General features: G+C 72.1%; 19 protein-coding genes. 11 read left to right on the forward strand and 8 right to left on the reverse strand.

From position 1 onward, the window contains the following. Positions 1–9: 9 nt before the first annotated feature. On the forward strand, positions 10–993 hold the full coding sequence (locus OAW74_RS07410) for a Gfo/Idh/MocA family protein (RefSeq protein ID WP_262873655.1): 984 nt from the start codon (positions 10–12) through the stop codon (positions 991–993). Positions 994–1,016: 23 nt separating this feature from the next. After that, complete coding sequence (locus tag OAW74_RS07415) at positions 1,017–1,880, forward strand: NYN domain-containing protein (RefSeq protein WP_262873656.1); 864 nt, start codon at positions 1,017–1,019, stop codon at positions 1,878–1,880. A 23-nt stretch (positions 1,881–1,903) separates the two neighbouring features. On the opposite strand, the gene OAW74_RS07420 is transcribed toward OAW74_RS07415, so the two are convergent. Next, a complete protein-coding gene (locus OAW74_RS07420) occupies positions 1,904–3,433 on the reverse strand; it encodes a CitMHS family transporter (RefSeq protein ID WP_262873657.1) in 1,530 nt (509 codons plus the stop codon). Positions 3,434–3,579: 146 nt separating this feature from the next. On the opposite strand from OAW74_RS07420, the gene OAW74_RS07425 reads away from it, so the two are divergent. Continuing rightward, positions 3,580–5,244, forward strand: a complete 1,665-nt coding sequence (locus OAW74_RS07425; RefSeq protein WP_262873658.1) for a sensor histidine kinase — start codon at positions 3,580–3,582, stop codon at positions 5,242–5,244. Next, a complete protein-coding gene (locus OAW74_RS07430; protein ID WP_262873659.1) occupies positions 5,241–5,891 on the forward strand; it encodes a response regulator in 651 nt (216 codons plus the stop codon). Before OAW74_RS07425 ends, OAW74_RS07430 begins: the two co-directional genes overlap by 4 nt. Before the next feature lie 13 nt (positions 5,892–5,904). Here the strand turns inward: OAW74_RS07430 and OAW74_RS07435 are convergent, their stop codons facing one another. Both OAW74_RS07435 and OAW74_RS07440 read right to left on the reverse strand, forming a co-directional pair. Next, positions 5,905–6,285 (reverse strand): DoxX family protein, encoded by a 381-nt coding sequence (locus tag OAW74_RS07435; protein ID WP_262873660.1) that lies wholly within the window; start codon positions 6,283–6,285, stop codon positions 5,905–5,907. A gap of 51 nt (positions 6,286–6,336) precedes the next feature. After that, a complete protein-coding gene (locus tag OAW74_RS07440) occupies positions 6,337–6,561 on the reverse strand; it encodes a Sir2 family NAD-dependent protein deacetylase (RefSeq protein ID WP_262873661.1) in 225 nt (74 codons plus the stop codon). Positions 6,562–6,600: 39 nt separating this feature from the next. Here OAW74_RS07440 and OAW74_RS07445 point away from each other — a divergent pair, with 39 nt between their 5' ends. Next, positions 6,601–7,890 (forward strand): DUF4921 family protein, encoded by a 1,290-nt coding sequence (locus tag OAW74_RS07445; protein WP_262873662.1) that lies wholly within the window; start codon positions 6,601–6,603, stop codon positions 7,888–7,890. 7 nt (positions 7,891–7,897) lie between these two features. On the opposite strand, the gene OAW74_RS07450 is transcribed toward OAW74_RS07445, so the two are convergent. The 5 genes from OAW74_RS07450 to OAW74_RS07470 all read right to left on the reverse strand — a co-directional run bounded on the left by OAW74_RS07450 (position 7,898) and on the right by OAW74_RS07470 (position 13,171). Further along, complete coding sequence (locus OAW74_RS07450) at positions 7,898–9,436, reverse strand: ATP-dependent DNA ligase (protein WP_262873663.1); 1,539 nt, start codon at positions 9,434–9,436, stop codon at positions 7,898–7,900. 98 nt (positions 9,437–9,534) lie between these two features. Next, positions 9,535–11,109 (reverse strand): HNH endonuclease signature motif containing protein, encoded by a 1,575-nt coding sequence (locus OAW74_RS07455; protein WP_262873664.1) that lies wholly within the window; start codon positions 11,107–11,109, stop codon positions 9,535–9,537. Positions 11,110–11,215: 106 nt separating this feature from the next. After that, positions 11,216–11,617, reverse strand: coding sequence for a DoxX family protein (locus OAW74_RS07460; RefSeq protein ID WP_262873665.1), 402 nt, complete (start codon positions 11,615–11,617; stop codon positions 11,216–11,218). A gap of 5 nt (positions 11,618–11,622) precedes the next feature. Then, positions 11,623–12,504, reverse strand: coding sequence for an LLM class flavin-dependent oxidoreductase (locus tag OAW74_RS07465; protein ID WP_262873666.1), 882 nt, complete (start codon positions 12,502–12,504; stop codon positions 11,623–11,625). 28 nt (positions 12,505–12,532) lie between these two features. Beyond that, positions 12,533–13,171: a GntR family transcriptional regulator gene (locus tag OAW74_RS07470; protein ID WP_262873667.1), complete on the reverse strand. Its 639-nt coding sequence runs from the start codon at positions 13,169–13,171 to the stop codon at positions 12,533–12,535. Between the two features lie 129 nt (positions 13,172–13,300). Between OAW74_RS07470 and OAW74_RS07475 the strand changes: the two genes are divergently transcribed. From OAW74_RS07475 to OAW74_RS07500, 6 genes are read left to right on the forward strand one after another with little or no spacing between them, the layout of a single operon-like run. Continuing rightward, on the forward strand, positions 13,301–13,945 hold the full coding sequence (locus OAW74_RS07475) for an ECF transporter S component (protein WP_262873668.1): 645 nt from the start codon (positions 13,301–13,303) through the stop codon (positions 13,943–13,945). Beyond that, complete coding sequence (locus OAW74_RS07480; protein WP_262873669.1) at positions 13,942–15,435, forward strand: ABC transporter ATP-binding protein; 1,494 nt, start codon at positions 13,942–13,944, stop codon at positions 15,433–15,435. The genes OAW74_RS07475 and OAW74_RS07480 overlap by 4 nt, the downstream gene beginning before the upstream one ends. Further along, entirely contained in the window at positions 15,432–16,202 is a 771-nt protein-coding gene (locus OAW74_RS07485) for an energy-coupling factor transporter transmembrane component T family protein (protein WP_262873670.1), read from the forward strand. The genes OAW74_RS07480 and OAW74_RS07485 overlap by 4 nt, the downstream gene beginning before the upstream one ends. After that, on the forward strand, positions 16,192–16,746 hold the full coding sequence (locus OAW74_RS07490) for a hypothetical protein (RefSeq protein ID WP_262873671.1): 555 nt from the start codon (positions 16,192–16,194) through the stop codon (positions 16,744–16,746). Before OAW74_RS07485 ends, OAW74_RS07490 begins: the two co-directional genes overlap by 11 nt. Then, positions 16,743–17,657: an ABC transporter substrate-binding protein gene (locus OAW74_RS07495; protein ID WP_262873672.1), complete on the forward strand. Its 915-nt coding sequence runs from the start codon at positions 16,743–16,745 to the stop codon at positions 17,655–17,657. The genes OAW74_RS07490 and OAW74_RS07495 overlap by 4 nt, the downstream gene beginning before the upstream one ends. Continuing rightward, the gene (locus OAW74_RS07500; RefSeq protein WP_262873673.1) at positions 17,654–18,523 is read left to right on the forward strand and encodes a sulfurtransferase; all 870 of its coding nucleotides are present in this window, start codon (positions 17,654–17,656) and stop codon (positions 18,521–18,523) included. The genes OAW74_RS07495 and OAW74_RS07500 overlap by 4 nt, the downstream gene beginning before the upstream one ends. Positions 18,524–18,531 lie beyond the last annotated feature (8 nt).

Here is an 18,531-nt window from a genome sequence, read left to right on the forward strand (position 1 = left end):
CTCGAGGACATGACCGGACTTCGCTGGGGAATCCTCGCCACGGGCCTGATCGCCCGCCTGTTCACGAGCGACCTGCGCACGGCAGGGCTCGACGTCGCCGCGGTGGGTTCGCGCAGCCCGGGGTCGGCCGAGCGCTTCGCCGAGGAGTTCGGCATCGCCCGCGCCTACGGCTCGTACGAAGAGCTCGTCGCCGATCCCGACGTCGACATCGTCTACGTCGCGACGCCGCACCCGATGCACGCCGAGAACGCGCTGCTGGCGATCGCGGCGGGCAAGCATGTGCTGGTCGAGAAGCCCTTCACGCTGACCGCGGCCGAAGCACAGCAGGTGCGCGATGCGGCCGCGGAGCGCGGAGTGCTCGCGATGGAGGCGATGTGGACGCGCTACCTGCCGCACATGGCGCGCATCCGCGAGATCATCGCCGACGGCACCCTGGGCGAGGTGCGCACGGTGTTCGCCGACCACACGCAGCAGATCTCGGCCGACCCCGCGCACCGCCTGAATGCCCTCGAGCTCGGCGGCGGGGCGCTGCTCGACCTCGGCATCTACCCCGTGTCGTTCGTGTGGGACGTGCTCGGCGCGCCTTCGACCGTCGTCGCCTCGGCACGGCTCGGCGAGACCGGCGCCGACACCGAGGTCGCGACGATCTTCACGCACGCGAGCGGCGCAGTCTCGACGACGGTGTCGTCCTCGCGCGCAGCCGGCCCGAACACGGCGCACGTCGTGGGCACGAAGGCCCGCATCGACATCGACCGCGTCTGGTACAACCCCACGACCTTCCGCATGACCGCCCCCGACGGCACGGTGCTCGAGGAGTACGTCTCCGAGGTCGAGGGCCGTGGCATGCAGTACCAGGCGATCGCCGCCGAGCGGCTGGTCGCGGCGGGCCTCACCGACAGCGACCTGCTGCCGATCGACGAGACGGTCGCGATCATGGGCACCCTCGACGAGGTGCGCCGGCAGATCGGCGTGCGCTACCCCTCGGAGCACTGACCTCCACCTGTCAGACTTGAGCCATGCCGGATCTGCAGAACCCCCGCGTGGCCGTGTACCTCGACTTCGACAACATCGTCATGAGCTGGTACGACCGCGTGCACGGGCGCAACTCGTATTCGCGTGATCGGCAGCGCATCGTCGAAGATCCCACCGTGCCCGAGATCGCCGAGCGCCTGGCCGCGGCGACCGTCGACGTAGGCGCGATCATCGACTACGCGGCCTCGTTCGGCACCCTCGTGCTCACCCGTGCCTACGCCGACTGGTCGCAGCCGGTCAACGCCGACTACCGCTCGCAGCTTGTGGCCCGCGCCGTCGACCTCGTGCAGCTGTTCCCGGCCGCCGCGTACGCCAAGAACGGCGCCGACATCCGCCTGGCCGTCGACACGGTCGAAGACATGTTCCGCCTGCCCGACCTCACCCACGTCGTGATCGTCGCGGGCGACAGCGACTATGTGCCGCTCGCACAGCGCTGCAAGCGCCTCGGCCGGGTCGTCGTGGGGGTGGGCGTCGCCGGCTCCACCGCGAAGTCGCTGGCCGCCGCGTGCGACGAGTTCACCGCGTACGACACCCTCCCCGGCGTCCCCCGGCCCGAGACGAAGAAGGCGGATGCCTCGGCCCCCGCGACCCGGTCGCGTCGCAAGAAGCCGCAGGATCCGGCGGCGGGTCTGCTCGAGCGCGCCATCCGCCTCGAGACCGAGCGCGCCGACGAGGAGTGGGTGCACCTGTCGGCGGTCAAGAACCTTCTCAAGCGCATGGACCCCTCCTTCAGTGAGAAGGAGCAGGGCCACCGCGCGTTCTCCGACTTCGTGAAGGCCTACCCCGCCGTCGCCGAGCTCGACGAGTCGACCAACATCGTGCGCGTGCGGCTGTCGCCCGACCGCTGAAGGCCGGGCGACAGAATCCGGTTCTATGCCGCGAGCGGAATGGAACCCACGAGCACTCCGACGGCGAGCATCACGAGCGAGACGATCGTCGCGCGCCACAGCACCTTCTTGTGGTGGTCGCCGAGGTTGACGCCCGCCAGCGACACCAGCAGCAGGATGGCCGGCACGAGCGGGCTCTGCAGGTGCACCGGCTGGCCGGTGATCGACGCCCGCGCCATCTCGACGGGGGCGATGCCGTAGTTCGCGGCGCTCTCGGCGAGGATCGGCAGGATGCCGAAGTAGAACGCGTCGTTCGACATGAAGAACGTGAACGGGATCGACAGGATGCCGGTGATCACGGCCATGAAGGGTCCGAGCGACGGCGGGATGACCGTCGTGATCCAGCTCGCCATCGCGTCGACCATGCCGGTGCCGCCGAGGACTCCCACCAGCACGCCGGCGGCGAGCACCATCGAGACGACCCCGACGATCGAGGGCGCGTGCGCGACGATCTCGTCGGCCTGGCTCTTGAGCTTCGTGAAGTTCACGACCAGGGCGATCGCCGCGCCCACCATGAACACGTAGGGCAGCGGGAACAGGTCGAGCACCAGCAGCACCATCACGGCGACGGTCAACGCGAGGTTGAACCAGATGAGCTTCGGCCGCAGCGTCGGCCGGTTCGGGTCGAGCATCGTGTCGGCCATCGCGGTGTCGGTCTGGTCGACGAGCTCTGCGACGGCGACGCCGCCGCGGCCGCCCTGCACCGTGACGATGTTGCCGGTGCGCAGCGACGCGCGTGCGCCGGGCTTCGACTCCGCGCCGCGGAAGATCCGCGGGCCGCCGAGCACACCGTCTCCGCCGCTGAGCTTCGAGGTGTCGATCGAGCCGGCGAGCCGGCGGCGCTCCGAGAGCCCCAGCATCCACGAGAACGTGAGCGCGATCACCAGGCCGGCCGCGAGCGACGGGAGCATGGGCACGAAGATGTCGGTGGGCTCCAGGCCCAGCGCGGTCGCCGCCCGCACGGTGGGCCCGCCCCACGGCACGATGTTGAGCGTCCCGTTCATGAGGCCCGCGACGCAGGTGAGCACGACGGGGCTCATGCCCAGGCGCAGATAGATGGGCAGCATCGCCGAGGTCGTGATGATGAACGTCGTCGACCCGTCGCCGTCGAGCGAGACGGCGCCCGCCAGCAGCGCCGTGCCGAGCACGACCTTGGCGGGGTCGTCGCCCAGCACCCGGGTGATGACGCGGATGAGCGGATCGAAGAGTCCGACGTCGATCATGATGCCGAAGTACATGATCGCGAACATCAGCAGCGCCGCCGTGGGCGCCATGTTGCCGATCGCGTCGATGACCATGTCGCCCAGGCCCAGCCCTGCCCCGGCGAACAGGCCGAAGATCGTCGGCACGAGGATGAGGGCGACCATCGGGGTGAGGCGGCGCGTCATGATGAGCGCCATGAAGGTGAGCACCATCGTGAACCCGAGGATCACGAGCACGGCGTCCGGCGGCACGAACGCCGTGGCGTAGGCCTCGTCGGCCTCCGCCGCGAGGGTGAGCGTGGTGGCGAGCATCTCGACTCCTTCGTCCTGGCACACTCCGCCGTGTGCGATTGTGCGAATCTAGGCGGGCCGCGGGTGCGGCGCGGGGTATGTCGCATTGCCGCGGCTTGTGCGCGTAGCGTGTGTTGAGCGCATTGTGCTCACGAGCGGAGGAACCGGTGCGATTCACGACGAGGGTGCTGGTGCTGCAGCTCGTGCTCGTCGCCGCGGTGGTGGCGGTGTGCACGACCGTGTTCGTGGTGCTCGGCGTGCAGCAGCTGCGCGCAGAGTCGGAGGCGTCGGCCCTCAACATCGCCCGCACGGTCGCGGAAGACCCCGATGTGCGCGCCCTCGTCGCGGAGTTCTCGGCCGACCCCGGCACTCCCGCCGCCGCAGAGCTGCGCGACGGCCCGCTGCAGGAGCTGGCCGTCGACGTGGCGGTGCGTACGGATGCGCTGTTCGTCGTCATCACCGATGACCACGGCATCCGTCTCGCCCACCCCAACCAGGAGCTGCTCGGCCAGGAGGTGTCGACCCCGTATGCCGAGGTGCTCGCCGGCAACGAGGTCGTCGACTGGGAGCGCGGCACCCTCGGCGAGTCGGCTCGGGCGAAGGTGCCGATCTGGCCGGAGAGCGGGGGCGAGCCGGTCGGCGAGGTCAGCGTCGGGTTCGAGCGGGCGAGCGTGTTCGACGACCTGCCCGCGCTCATCGTCGCCGTCGGCCTCGCCGCCCTGGGCGCGCTCGCGCTGGCGGTGCTGGCGACGCTGCTCATGCGCCGCCGCTGGGAGCGACTGACCCTCGGCGTGCAGCCGGAGGAGCTCGTGGCGCTCGTGCAGAACCAGGCGGCCGTGCTCGACGGCGTGGGCGACGGCGTCATCGCGCTCGACCCCGGCGACGTCGTGCGCGTCTGCAACGCGGCGGCGGCGCGGATGCTGGGGCTCCACGACCCGGTCGGCAGGTCGCTGGGCGACCTCGGCGACGCGGCGGGGCTCATCCGCTCGGTGCGGGAGGGCGGCCCCGGCGACGGCGTCGTGCTTGGCGACCGTGTGCTCTACCTCGATGTGCGCCCCGTCGCGCGCGAGGGCCGCGCCCTCGGCGACGTCGTGGTCGTGCGCGATCGCACCGACCTCGTCGCCCTCAGCGAGCGCCTCGACACGGTGCGCACGATGGCGGGAGCGCTGCGGGCGCAGCGGCACGAGTTCGCCAATCGCCTGCACGTGGCGACGGGCCTCATCGACGCGGAGCGCGTCGGCGACGCCCGCGCCTTCTTGGCCGAGCAGGGCGAGCGCGGGTCGGTCGACTTTCCCGTCGAGGGCGTCGAGCGGGTCGGCGAGCCGTTTCTGCAGGCCTTTCTCGGCGCCAAGGCGATCGAGCTCGGCGAGCGAGGCGTCGCGCTGCGAGTCGACGACGACACCCTCGTGCTCGGAACGATCGAGGCCGCAGAAGACGTCGCGGCGATCCTCGGCAACCTCGTCGACAACGCGGCGACGGCCGCCGTGCGCGCACCGGAGCCGCGCGGGGTGAGCGTCGCCTTCTTCACCGAGGCGACCGAACTCGTCTTCACCGTTGCCGACTCCGGCGGCGGCGTGCCCGACGGTGTCGATGTGTTCGCGCCGCGTGCCGGCGGCACCGCAGAGCATGCCCTCGAGGGCGAGACGGCGGGACGGGTGCACGGCCTGGGCATCGGCCTGCCTTTCTCGCGTGAGCTCGCCCGCCGCCGCGGCGGCGAGGTGTGGCTCATCGACCGGGGCGGCGAGGGCGCCGGCGCGGTCTTCGGCGCGCGCCTGCCGGATGCGGTGCGCCCCGCATCCGAGAAGATCTCGAAGGAAGGCCCCACCCCATGACCATCCGCGTGCTCGTGGTCGACGACGACTTCCGCGTCGCCGGCCTCCACCACGGCATCGTCGCCGCCCACAGCGGCTTCACGGCCCTCGACCCCGTGCGCTCGGTGGGCGACGCGGTGTCGGCGATCCGGGCGCACCGACCCGAGCTGCTGCTCGTCGACGTGTATCTGCCCGACGGCGACGGGGTCGAGCTCGTGCGCTCGGCCGACACCGACGCGTTCGTGCTCTCGGCGGCCGACGACCCCGCCACGATGCGCCGCGCCCTGCGCGCGGGTGCGCTCGGCTATCTCGTCAAGCCGTTCGAGGCGCGGCTGCTCGAGGACCGGCTCGACCGGTACGCGCGGTTCCGCAACCTCGTCGGCGGCGACCGCGCCCTCGGGCAGGAGGAGTTCGACCGTGCACTCGCGATCCTGCACGGCGGCGGCGAGCAGCCGTCGGCCTCGCGGTCTGCGACCGAGCAGTTGATCCTCGAGAAGCTCGGCGAAGGCGAAGCCTCAGCGCTCGAGGTCGCCGAGCGGGCCGGCATCTCACGGGCGACTGCCCAGCGGCACCTGTCGACGCTGGCCGCCCGCGGGTTCGTCGAAGTGCGGCTGCGCTACGGCACGACGGGGCGCCCCGAACACCGCTACCTCGCCGTCGGCGGCTGATGCAGGGACTCTGTCAGGGGCGCGTGCTCCACCACGCCCACGCCACCAGCACGGGCTGGAACACGAGGCGCACGAGGCGCTTGAGGTCGGTGTCGAGCCCGAAGCCGTCTCGGCGATTGATGTACTGCGAGATGTTGCCGGGGAAGACGGCGACGAAGAAGGCCGCGAGGATGAGCCCGACGCGGCTGCGCTCCTTCGGGAAGATCACGAGCGCTGCGCCCAGCGCGATCTCGACGACCCCCGAGGCCACGACCACGCCGTCTTCATCGATCGGCACGAGCTCGGTGACGAACTCGGGCACCTGCGCCTGGAACTCCTTGCGCGCCCAGAACAGGTGACTGACGCCGGCGAAGATCATGGAACCGGCGAGGAGGAGGCGCGCGAAGGTCTTCATGCGTCGAGTATTGCGGTCACCCGGTGATCTCGTCGACCCATTCCGGCACGATCATCGTGGCAGGACCTGCGCGCACCTCGCGTTCGGCTCGGCGGATGCGGCAGCCCGCCGCCGCGCGTCAGAGAAGCGCTGCACGCGATCGGGATCACCGGCGAAGCCCTCCGGGGTCGCGACGTCGTCGACGCGCTGCCCCTCCCACAGTCCTCCGGCGCCGCGGAAAGTCGCCAGCCCGCTCTCGGCCGAGATGCCGGCACCGGTGAGCACGACCACACGCATAACCCCATTGTCGCGCGGGCGCCGTCGTAGGCTGGCGGGGTGAGCGAAGACGCGTCATCGACCCCGCTGCGCCGGCTGCCCGACGGCACCGTCAAGCAGATCGGACCGCTCACGGGAACGCGCGTGTGGACGGTGCCGGGTCGCGGCAACAGGCCTCTGGCCGCCGCACGCGACGAGCCGCGGCGACTCGGCCGCGGCGAGGAGCGGCGCCTCTGCGCCTTCTGCGAGGACCGCTACCTCGAGACCACGCCCGAGAAGACGAGGCTCGTCGGCCCCGACTACGCCGAGCTGCGCCGGGTGCCGGCGCGTGAGCTGCACGACACCGTCGCCGAGTTCCGCCGGTTCGGCAACCTCTTCGAGATCGTCTCGGCCGAGTACTGGCGCGAGGACCACGGGTTCCGCCAGCCCCGCGAGATCGTGGAGTGGGCCCGCGAGTATCTCGCCGACCCGCAGGGGCGGGCGCACATCGCGGCGCTGCAGCAGGTGCGCGAGCGGGCGTCGGGTGCCGCGCAGAGTATCGAAGAGGCGGCGCTCGACCTGGTCGGCGGATCGCACGACGTCGTGGTGGCGCGCCGGCACGTCGTCGACGGCGCCCGCACCGATGCCGAGCTCGTCGGCTCGGGGGTTCTCACCGCCGACGAGCACGCGCAGTACTTCGCGCTCACCGTGCGCTCGCTCGCCGAGATCGCCGCGGCGCAGCCGAATGCCGCCTCCGTCGCGGTGTTCCAGAACTGGCTGCGACCGGCCGGAGCCTCGTTCGACCACCTGCACAAGCAGCTCGTCGCGATCGACGAGCACGGCCCGCAGGCCGAGCGGGAGCTGCGGATGCTCAGCGAAGACCACGATCTCTATCAGCATGCGATCGCCGATCTCGCCGTGCGCGAGGGGCTGCTGGTCGCCGCGAACGACGGGGCGGTCGCGTTCGCCGGCGTCGGCCATCGCTACCCCGCGTTCGAGGTGTACTCGACGTCTCGGGCGAACCTGCCGCAGGAGCATTCCGCCGACGAGGTGCGTGCCGTCTCCGATCTCGTGCACGCGCTGCACGCGGCGACCGGAGTGTTCGTGCCCACCAACGAGGAGTGGCACTACCGCCCTCCGCGTGCGGGGTGGCCGATGCCATGGCGCGTGGTGCTGAAATGGCGCATCTCGAACCCGGCGGGCTTCGAGGGCGGCACCAAGATCTACGTCAACACGATCGACCCGTGGGAGCTGCGCCGCCGCGCAGTCGAGGCCCTGCGGATGCTGCGCGATGAGGGGCGGGTGGCCGACGGCATCCGCACCGGCGACGAGGTGACGGCAGTCGACGCGCGCCTGCGCTACGCCGAGTGACCGCGGTTCACCCGCGCAGCAGCAGCCGCAGATCCTGGATCGTGTCTGCCTCGTCTGCCCGCTTGTCGGGCCGGTAGCCCTTGACCCTGGCGAATCGCAGCGCGACGCCGCCGGGGTAGCGAGAGGAACGCTGCACGCCGTCGATCGCGATCTCGACGACCGTGACCGGTTCGACCTCGAGGGCGTAGCGTGTGCGGTCGGTCGCGATCGTGGGAAAGTGCGCCGTCTGCCACCGAAGCAGCTCGTCGGTGAGCCCCTTGAAGGTCTTGCCGACCATGACGAACCCGCCGCCGAACTCGCCCGTCGCATCGCGCGCACCGAGGTGCAGGTTCGAGAGCAGCCCCGTACGCCGCCCCGACCCCGGCTCGACGGCGAGCACGACGAGGTCGAACGTCAGCACGGGTTTGACCTTGATCCAGCTCTTGCCGCGCCGCCCGGCGGCATAGGGGGCATCGAGCGCCTTGACCATCACTCCCTCGTGGCCGGCGGCGAGGGCCTCGCGCGAGAAGGCGGCAGCCGCGTCAGGGTCGTCGGTCGTCGTGCTCGGGATGCGCAACGCGCCCGCCACCCGCTCGAGTTCGGCGCGGCGCACGTGCAGCGGCTCGTCGAGGAGGTCGCGGCCGTCGACATGGAGGATGTCGAAGAACCACGGCCGCAGCGCGAGCTCTCGGGTCGCGTCGGCCCCGAAGCGCGCCATGGTGTCTTGGAACGGCCGCGGACCGCCGTCTTCATCGAGGGCGAGCGTCTCGCCGTCGAGGATCACCGCGGATGCCGGCAGCTCCCGCACCGCCGCGACGATCTCGGGTACCCGGTGGGTGATGTCGGCGAGGCTCCGCGTGAACACGCGCACCTCGTCGCCGTCGCGGTGCACCTGGATGCGCGCACCGTCGAGCTTGTACTCGACCGATGCGGGACCCGTGATCGCCACGGCCTCGTCGGTGGTCGCCGCCGTGGAGGCGAGCATCGGGGCGACGCCCCGGCCGACGACGAGTCCCACGCCCTCGAGCTCGTCGACGGTGCCGGTGAGGGCGATCACCGCCGTCTCGCCGAGGTCGCCCGTGAGCATCGCGGCGCGCCGCACGGCCGCGATCGGCCGATCCGCGGCCTTCGCGACGGCGTCGGTGAGCACGCCCTCGAGGGCTCCCGTACGCAATTCCCCCATGATCACGCGGGCGATGAAGTCCCATTCACCCGGTGCGGCGCGAGCTGCCAGACCGTCGAGGATCGCTCGGCGCGCCGCCGTCGATCCCTCGCCCTCGGCCGCGGCCAGCGCGTCGAAGGCGGCGTCGACATCGAGGATCGTGAGCGCCGGCTCACGTTCGAACTCGCGCTCGGGCCCGGCGGCTTGCTCGCCGATGGCGGCGAGCGTGCGCCAGCCGACGCCGAGCCGACCCTGTCGCGGCCGCGCGGTCAGGAGCCCGACCGCCGGGCGGATCTCATCGGCCTCCAGCTCCGACAGCATCGCCGCGAGCATGGCGACCTTGGCGAGCCGCGACGGTGTCGACGTCACGGCGCCGACGGCCTCGACGAGCTGAGCGAGCAGCATCTTCGCATTCTGGCACCGACCTGCGACATCGGCGCCCGAAGGGGTGATCCCCCGTCTACCCACGCCTCCCGATCCGGATCGCTGCCGGACCCCCCGGGTCAGAAGGGCGGCGGGGGCCCGATATCCTCGCCGGCGGCCGCCGCGGGCAGCGGCGCCGCTGCCCGGTGGTCAGGATCCGGCAGGAATCTCACCATCCCCGGCGGCCGGTCCCGGTGGGTGCGGCCGGTCGGACTCGTCCATTCGAGCACTCCCCCGCCCAGTTGGCGCACCCGCCAGTCGGTGTGGTGCTTCATCGTGTGATGCCGTCGGCACAGGTGGGCGAGGTTGCACGTGCTGGTCGCTCCACCGGTGGCCGCATCGACCGTGTGGTCGACGTCGCACCGTTCGACCCGGCGTCGGCACCCGGGGAACCGGCACCGTTCGTCGCGGGCCGCGAGAAAGCGGCGCTGCGCCGCCGTCGGCTGGTAGCTGTCGACGGTGAAGACCTGGCCGCTGAACGGATCGGTGAACAGTCGCGACCAGGTGGGAATGGCCGCCGCGAGCCGCCGTACCGTGGCCGCGCACACCACGCCGAACCCCGCCAGCAGCGCCGGACCGTCGGGCTGCCCCTCGGACCGCGGCTGCGACGTGGAGCCCTGGTCGTCGAGAGGGACGAGCGCATCGCCGGCGTCGGCGTCGGCGTCGGCCAGCAGCGTCATTGCCGGAATCATGACCTGCACGCGCCCGTGGACCGCCGTGTCGGGGTCGCCGTGGGCGATCGGGGTGGCGGTCAGCAGCAGATCGGTGAACGCATCGGCCCGCAGCTGGTCCATCGTGCGGCCATCCACCGGGGGCTCGGCGCTCGCGCCGCCACCCTGGACTCCCCCGGCTGGTGCGCCCTCGCGTGTCTCGCCCTCGACCGCGCCGCCCTCTACCGCGCCGCCCTCAAGGTCGCTCCGGCCCTGCGGGCCGCCGGTGCGCACGACGACGGCCCCGCCCTCGCGTGGCGCGTCGTCGCCGGCGAGCGGCTGCCGATACATGCTGCGGGCGATCTGCGTGAGCCGGTCGTCGATCGCATAGGCGAGCACGGCGTCGATGTCGGCCTGCACGCGCGCGAGCCCGTCGCCGAGCGGTCGCACCCGAGTGTTGCGCTCCGACGCTGCACGCCCGAGACGCGCGGCCGTCGCTTCCGGGTCGATCCGTGCGGCGATCACCTGGGCGGGTTCCCGCAGCCGGCCCGCAGATTCGACGAGTGCGACCTTGAGCACCTTCCGCTCGAAGCGGCGGCGCCCCTTCTCGGTGGAGATCGTCGTGCCGGTCTCTCTGATCACGGCGACGTGTGCGGCGTCGATGCGCCCCTTTCGCCAGGCGCGCAGCACCTTGGGAAACTGCGCCACGACGACCGCGGCGTCGCCTATGCGGCACTGCATCGCCTGATCGCCGACCCTCACGGCCGCACCGAGCTCGGCGCTGACCTCGCGCACCGCGAGACGTGAACTGAGTCCAGGGGCTGCCGCTGCCAGGCAGTGCCGCTCGCGCTCGGCGATCAGATCCACGGCCCGTGCCAGCACCTGCGCCTCTGCGGCCTGCGCCGCCGCCAGCGTCGCCCTGGCCGAGGCCACCTCGATCACCAGCGCGTCCAGATCGTTCCGCCAGATCTCCTGGTCGACCGCGTCACCGCGAGGTGCACCCATACTCGACTCCCACGTCGGGCTCTTTCGAGCCGTTCACGTGGAGGATCGGGCACTACCCTCCGACTACCACTCCATCATCGTATACCGTTTCGGATTTCGCAAGCATTCAGGATACATTATTCGTTCCTATGTTCTCCCCAGTCCACAGCGCCCACGCCACCGGCACCGGCTGCAGCAGCAGCCGCACGAAGCGCGCACGATCGGTGCGCAGCAGCGGTGCCGAGCGCCGGGTGCGCCACTGATGCACGTTGCCGGGGAACACGGCCATGAAGAAGCCCGCGATCAGTGCACCCACCGTGCGCCGCTCGCGCGGCAGCGCGACCAGCGCCGCTCCGAGCATGATCTCGGCCGCACCCGAAGCAACCACGATCGCATCCTTGTCGAGGCGCAGCCCCCGCACCGCCCAGTCCGGCACGACGATGCGGTACCCCCGGCGACCCCACGTCAGGTGGGAGACGCCGGCGGCCACCAGCAGTGCCGCCAACAGCAGGCGGGCGACAATCCGCACCGCTCTCACTCCCGCACCGCCCTGGCCACCTCGCCGGCTGCGGCGAAGAACTCCGACAGCACGGCATCCGCCGTCGGCAGCAGAACCACCGAGTCCACGCCTGCCGTGGCGTACCCGCGCACCGCCGCCACGACGTCGTCGACCGACCCGGCGGCGACCCTGGCTGCCGCATCCGCCGGCGCCTCGGCTCCGAACACCGCGAACTCCGCGCTCGCCCGCGCGACCGCATCCGCTCCGAACGCCGTGAGCACATAGGCGACGATGTCGGGAGCACCCGAGCGCCGCGCGGCGGCCCGGGCCGACCGCACCGCAGCGACTGCGGCGGCGATCTCGTCCACGGTGTGCCGGCTGTCGAGCACGACGCCATCAGCGACCTCTCCGGCCAGGACGAGCGTCTTGGGCCCCTCCGCCGCCGCGTACACGAGCGGCGCGGCGGCCGGCGGCCAGTCGAGTCGCACCGCATCGAGGTGCACATAGCGCCCATCGGCCGTCACCTCGTCGCCGGCGAGCAGCGTCCGCAGCGCCGGCACGTACTCGCGCATGAGGGTGAGCGGCGACGCCACCCGTGCCCCGACCTGCCCCATCCACGGCAGCACGCCGTGGCCGACTCCCGGCAGCAGGCGACCAGGGAAGAGCCGCTCCACCGTCGCGATCTCCATGGCCCCGATCGCGACGTTTCGCAGCGGCATGGGTGAGATGCCGATGCCGACCTTCAGCCGCGTCGTCCAGGCGAGCACGGCGGATGCCGCGGCATACGCCGACTGGCGGAAGCAGTCCTCCCACAGCCAGAGTTCATCGAGCGCCGCGCTCTCTGCGGCCAGCGCCGCGTCGTGCAGCGCCTCGGGCGCGTTCGGGTAGGGACTGAAGATCGCACCGATGCGGGTCATGCATCGACTCTGCCAGAGACCCCCGACCTCACCAGCCGCCCATGCGGCGCCGCGCGAAGGTGTCGAGGCGCTCCTGCTTGGTGCGCGCCAGGTGCGCGACGATCGCGCGGCCGGCGGCGTCGGCATCGCGCGCTCGCAGTGCCGCGAGCACCAGGTCGTGCTCACCCGACGTGTCGACCCGGTCGTCGCGATGCTGCGTCTCCTGATCGAAGATGCGCAGGCGCGCAACGAGGCCCGCGAGCATCGACTGCAGCGTCGCGTTCTGCGACGCCTCCCACAGCACCTCGTGGAAGCGCGAGTGCAGCCGTCGCGACAGCGCCGGGTCGCCCGCGGCCTCGGCAGACTGCCGCTGCAGCTGATCGAGTTCGGCGAGGTGCAGTTCGGTGCGCACGGATGCCGCAGCCTCGGCCGCGGCCCGCTCGAGCGCGATGCGCACGTCGTAGATCTCGATGACATCCTCTGGGCTGCCCGACCGGATGCGGAAGCCGCGAGAGGCGCGCACGATGAGCCCCTCCTGCTCGAGCCTGTTCAGCGCCTCCCGCACCGGGGTGCGCGAGACGCCGTAGTGGTCGGCGATCCGCGCCTCGACGAGCTGATCGTCGGCGGCGAACCGCCCGGCCACGAGGTCGGAGCGCAGCTGCGTGTGGAGGGAGGCGCGTTCAGTCATCACCTCAACTGTATACATCTAGGCCCCCACTGCATACGCCAGCTACACATGACGACACATTTGCACACCGATCACTCCCGCCGACGCATACTTGAGCGTCCCGAACCCGCTCCGCACCGAGGAAGCACCATGACCGACCAGCAGACCACCACCCGCGGCGAGACCTCCGCGGTCGCCGCGCCCGCTCCCAGCCTGCTGCGCTGGCGTGTCATCGACATCGTCGTGGCCAGCGTCGTCGCCGTCGCCGCCGGCCTCGTCTTCGTGCTGTGGAACATCGCCTCCAACCCGATCAGCGCTCCGCTGAGCGCACTGCTGCCGGGGCTGCAGGGACTCGTCGCCGGCGGGTGGCTCTTCGCCGGCGTGCTCACGGCCCTCATCATCCGCAAGCCCGGCGCCGCCCTGTACGGCGAGCTGCTCGCCGCGAGCGTGTCGGCCCTCGTCGGCAACCAGTGGGGCGTGCTGACCCTCGAGTCGGGCCTCGTGCAGGGCCTGGGCGCCGAGATCGTCTTCGCGGTCTTCCTCTACAAGCGCTGGAATCTGCCGGTCGCGGTGCTCGCCGGGGCCGTCTCGGGTCTCGCGCTCGCGATCAACGACCTCATCCTCTGGTACCCGGGCTCGGGCACCGCGTTCACCGTGATCTACACCGTCTCGGCGATCGTCTCCGGCGCTCTCATCGCCGGCGTGCTGTCGTGGTTCGTGGTCAAGTGGATCGCCAAGACCGGAGCCCTCAGCCGCTTCGCCGCAGGTCGCGAGGCCCGCACGGCCGGTCGATGACGGCGGCTGCAGCAGCCCCGGCCCGCGGGGCGCAGATCAGCGCCGCGGGCTGGGGCTGGCGCCACGCCGGCCGCGACGACTGGGCGGTCGAGGGGCTCGACCTGCGCATCGGCGCGGGCGAGCACGTGCTGCTGCTCGGGCCCTCGGGCGCCGGCAAGTCGACGCTGCTCCACGGCATCGCGGGCCTGCTCGGCGGCCACGAAGACGGCGACGAGACCGGCGCTCTGCTGGTCGACGGCGCCCGACCTGCGCAGCGCCGCGACCGCATCGGCATGGTGCTGCAGGACCCCGATTCGCAGGTGATCCTCTCCCGCGTGGGCGACGACGTCGCGTTCGGCATGGAGAACCTGCGCGTACCACGAGGGAGCATCTGGGCGCGCGTGCGCACGGCCCTCGCCCGCGTGGGTCTGGTCGCCCCCGACGATCACGACACCTCCGAGCTGTCGGGCGGGCAGAAGCAGCGCCTCGCCCTCGCGGGGGTCATCGCCATGGAGCCCGGCCTCATCCTCCTCGACGAGCCGACGGCGAACCTCGACCCGGCCGGCGTGCGGGAGGTGCGGGATGCTGTCGCCGCCGTCGCCGACGAGACCGGCGCGACGCTCGTCGTCATCGAGCACCGCACCGAGATCTGGCTGCCGGTCGTCGACCGCGCCGTCGTCTTCGGCGAAGGAGGCATCATCGCCGACGGCCCCGCCGCCGCCACGATCGAGCGGGAACGGGAGCGGCTGCTGGCCGCAGGAGTCTGGGTGCCCGGCGCGCCCCTCCCCCGGCTGCAGCGCACCCGCAGCGCCGACGATCGGGTCGTCCTGACCGCATCCACTCTCGCCGTCGGGTATCCGTCGGCGACCCACCTGCCGCCGCGCTTCGACTTCGAGATCCGCCGCGGGCGCACCACGGTGGTCACCGGTCCCAACGGCGCGGGCAAGTCGACGCTGGCGCTCACCCTCGGCGGCCTCATCCCCGCCGCGGCGGGCGAGCTGGCCGCATCCGCCGACTTCGCCCCCGATCCGCGCCGGCCAGCTCCCGCGACCTGGAAGTCGCGCGAGCTGCTCACTCGCATCGGCAGCGTCTTCCAAGACCCCGAGCACCAGTTCCTCGCCGCCACCGTGCGCGACGAGCTGGCGATCGGACCCCGCGCGCTGAAGTTCGACGACGCGCGCATCGCCGAGATCACCGACGACCTGCTGCGCCGCCTGCGCCTGGGCCACCTGGCCGACGCGAACCCCTACACGCTCTCGGGCGGCGAGAAGCGGCGGCTGTCTGTGGCCACGGTGCTCGCCACCGCGCCGAGCCTCATCGTGCTCGACGAGCCGACCTTCGGGCAGGACAGACGCACGTGGGAAGAGCTCGTGCGCCTCATCGCCGGGATCGTCGACGCCGGCACCGCCGTGGTCGCCGTCACCCACGACGAGGAGTTCGCCGAGCTGCTCGCCGACGACCGCATCGAACTGCCCGCGTGGGCGAGCGCCGAGGAGGTGGTCGTGCGATGACCGTCGCCCTGGTCGACGTCACCCGCGCCAACCCCGTCGCGAGGCTGCTCTCGGCGCTGCTGATCGCCGTCGCGCTCGTCTTCAGCATCGACTGGGTGTCGGCTCTGACCGCCCTCGTGCTCGAGACGATCGTGCTGCTGACCAGCGGCATCGCGCTGCGCAAGTTCGTGCAGCGGAGCCTCCCCGTCGTGATCGCGGCGTTCTTCACCGCGGTCACGATCCTGCTCTACGGACAGGCCAGCGGCACCGTGCACGCGCAGTTCCTCCTCATCGTCGTCAGCGACGGCTCGATCGCGCTGGCCGCGGCCACCTTCCTGCGGGTGCTGGCGATCGGCCTTCCGTCGATCCTGCTGTTCCTCGACATCGACCCCACCGATCTCGCCGACGGTCTCGCGCAGATCCTGCGGCTGCCGGCGCGCTTCGTGCTCGGTGCGCTGGCCGGCTTCCGGCTGATCGGGCTGCTGCAGCACGACTGGCAGTACCTCGGCTACGCGCGCCGCGCGCGCGGCGTCGCCGATCACGGTCGCGTGCGCCGATGGGCGGGGCAGGCGTTCGCGCTGCTCGTGTTCGCGGTGCGCCGCGGATCGAAGCTCGCCACCGCGATGGAGGCGCGCGGCTTCGGCGCCTACCCCGACCGCACGTGGGCACGCGTGTCGACGCTGTCGCGCGCCGACATCGTCGTGATCGCGCTCGGCGCGCTCATCGGCATCCTCTCGATCGCCGCGGCGGTCACGGCAGGCACGTGGAGCTTCATCGGTGCTCGCTGACCTCCTCACCGCGTTCGACGGCGCGCGCACGCTCCTCATCGACGGCCGCTCGGGCTCGGGCAAGTCGAGCCTCGCGGCAGCGATCGCCGCCGCGCGCCCCGGCACCGTCGTCGTGCGCCTCGACGACATCTATCCGGGCTGGGACGGCCTGCAGTGGGCGAGCGACCACGTGCGCGCGTCACTGCTCGAACCGCGCGCACAGGGCGATGCCGGGCGCTGGCGCGCGTGGAACTGGGCCGGCTCCTCCCCCGCGGACTGGAGCACCGTCACGGCCGATTCCGCCCTGATCGTCGAGGGCGTCGGCGCGCTCACCCCTGCGAACCGCGCCCTCGCCGACCTCGCCGTGTGGGTCGACGCGCCCGACGACGTGCGCAAGCGTCGCGCCCTCGCCCGCGACGGTGCGACCTATGTGCCGCACTGGGACCGCTGGGCCGCGCACGAAGACCGCTTCATCGCCGCCCACCGTCCGCAGGACGCCGCCGACCTCATCGCCCACGCCGCCGACGGCGGCTTCCGCCTCATCCCCACCGGAGTGACCGTATGACCCGCCTGAGCCTCGCCCTCGAGTACTTCCACCCGTGGCCCAACTCGGTGGGCTTCTACGTCGCCCGTGATCAGGGCTGGTACCGCGACGCCGGCATCGAACTCGAGATCCGCACCGTCGACCCCGGCATCGGCGACACGCTCGAGCACCTCGTCACGGGCCGCGCCGACCTGGGCATCTTCCCGACCAACCGCCTGCTCGTGCGGCGCGAACTCGGCCAGCCGCTGCGAGCCGTCGCCGCCGTCAATCAGCGCGGACTCGAGACCGTCCGCACACTCGAGAGCTCCGGCATCCGCTCGCTCGCCGACCTCGCCGGCCGCCGCCTCGCCCTCAACCCCACGCCGCGGGGACTCGCGATCGTGCGCGACCTCGTCGCGCGGGCAGGCGGCGACCCCGACGCCGTCGAGATCGTCGACGCGGGGGCACGCGAACTCACCGCCGACGATCTCGAGGCGGGGCTGGCCGATGCGACCTTCGGCTCGTACTGGTCGTGGGACATCCTGCTCTCGGAACGCGCCGACCGCCCCGAGCGGGTGTGGCGCGTCGACGACGAGCTCGGCATCCGCTATCACAGCTATCTGCTCGGGGGCCGCGACGATCGGCTCGACCCCGGCCTGGTCGCCGCCTTCGTCGAGGCGACCGCGGCGGGCTTCACCCACGCCGCGGCGCATCAGGCCGAGGCGGCTGCGCTGTTCGCGACGGTGACGCCCTATTTCGCGGATGCCGTCATCCGCCGCTCCGTCGAGCTCATCGCCCCGACGTGGTTCCACGACGGCACGTGGGGTGAGATCAGAGGCGAGGCGATGGAGCCCTACGCGCAGTGGCTCGTCTCGCACGGGATCCTGCAGCATCCGCTGGCGTGGACCGACGCGATCGCGCCGCTGTCTGGCGCCGCGGAGACAGCCGCATGAGTGCGGTCTTCGTCTCTGCGGCCGAGCTGCGCTCCGAACTCGCCGGCGCCACGCCCCCCATCGTCTTCGACGCGACCCTCGTGCTGCGCCGGCCGCGGCACGACGGCGACTTCACCGCAGAGAGCGGGCGCGCACGGTGGGCGGCCGGCCATATCCCCGGGTCGCGCCACGTGGCGATCGACTCCGAGTTCTCGGTGCCGCACCCCGTCACCCACGACCACCACCCCGAGCCGCAGCAGCTGGCCGATCGGCTCGCGGCCCTCGGCGTCGCCCTCGGCGACCGCGTCGTCGCGTACGACACCGTCGGCGGGCTGTGGGCGGCGCGGCTCTGGTATCTGCTGTCGGGCATCGGCGTCGACGCGCGCGTGCTCGACGGCGGCCTGGCCGCGTGGCGCGACGCCGAGGGCCCGGTGAGCGACGACGACGCCCCCGCACGGCCTCCCGTCGCACCGTGGCCCGCGCGAGCGATCCGCCCGCAGTGGGTCGAGCGCGACGAGATCGTCGCGCTGCCGCCGCACGGCAACCTCGTCTGCGGGCTCGGCCGCGCCGCGTTCGCCGGCGCCGAGCCGACCCGATATCACCGCCGCGGACACATCCCGGGGAGCGTCAACGTGCCGGCCCGTGAGCTGTTCGACGACGACGGACGCGTGCGCTCCCCCGACGAGATCCGCGACGCCTTCGCGGCGGAAGGCGTCGACCTCGACGCGGAGGTGCTGCTGTACTGCGGCGGCGGCATCTCGGCCACCGCGAACGCCCTCGCCCTCGCGCACGCCGGCGTCGATGACGTGCGTGTCTACGACGGGTCGCTCGAGGAGTGGAGCGCCGATCCCGTGCTCCCGCTCGTGACGCTCGCGCCTGCGCTCTGAGGCGCGCG

Source organism: Microbacterium fluvii (assembly GCF_025515205.1).
Lineage (GTDB): Bacteria > Actinomycetota > Actinomycetes > Actinomycetales > Microbacteriaceae > Microbacterium > Microbacterium fluvii.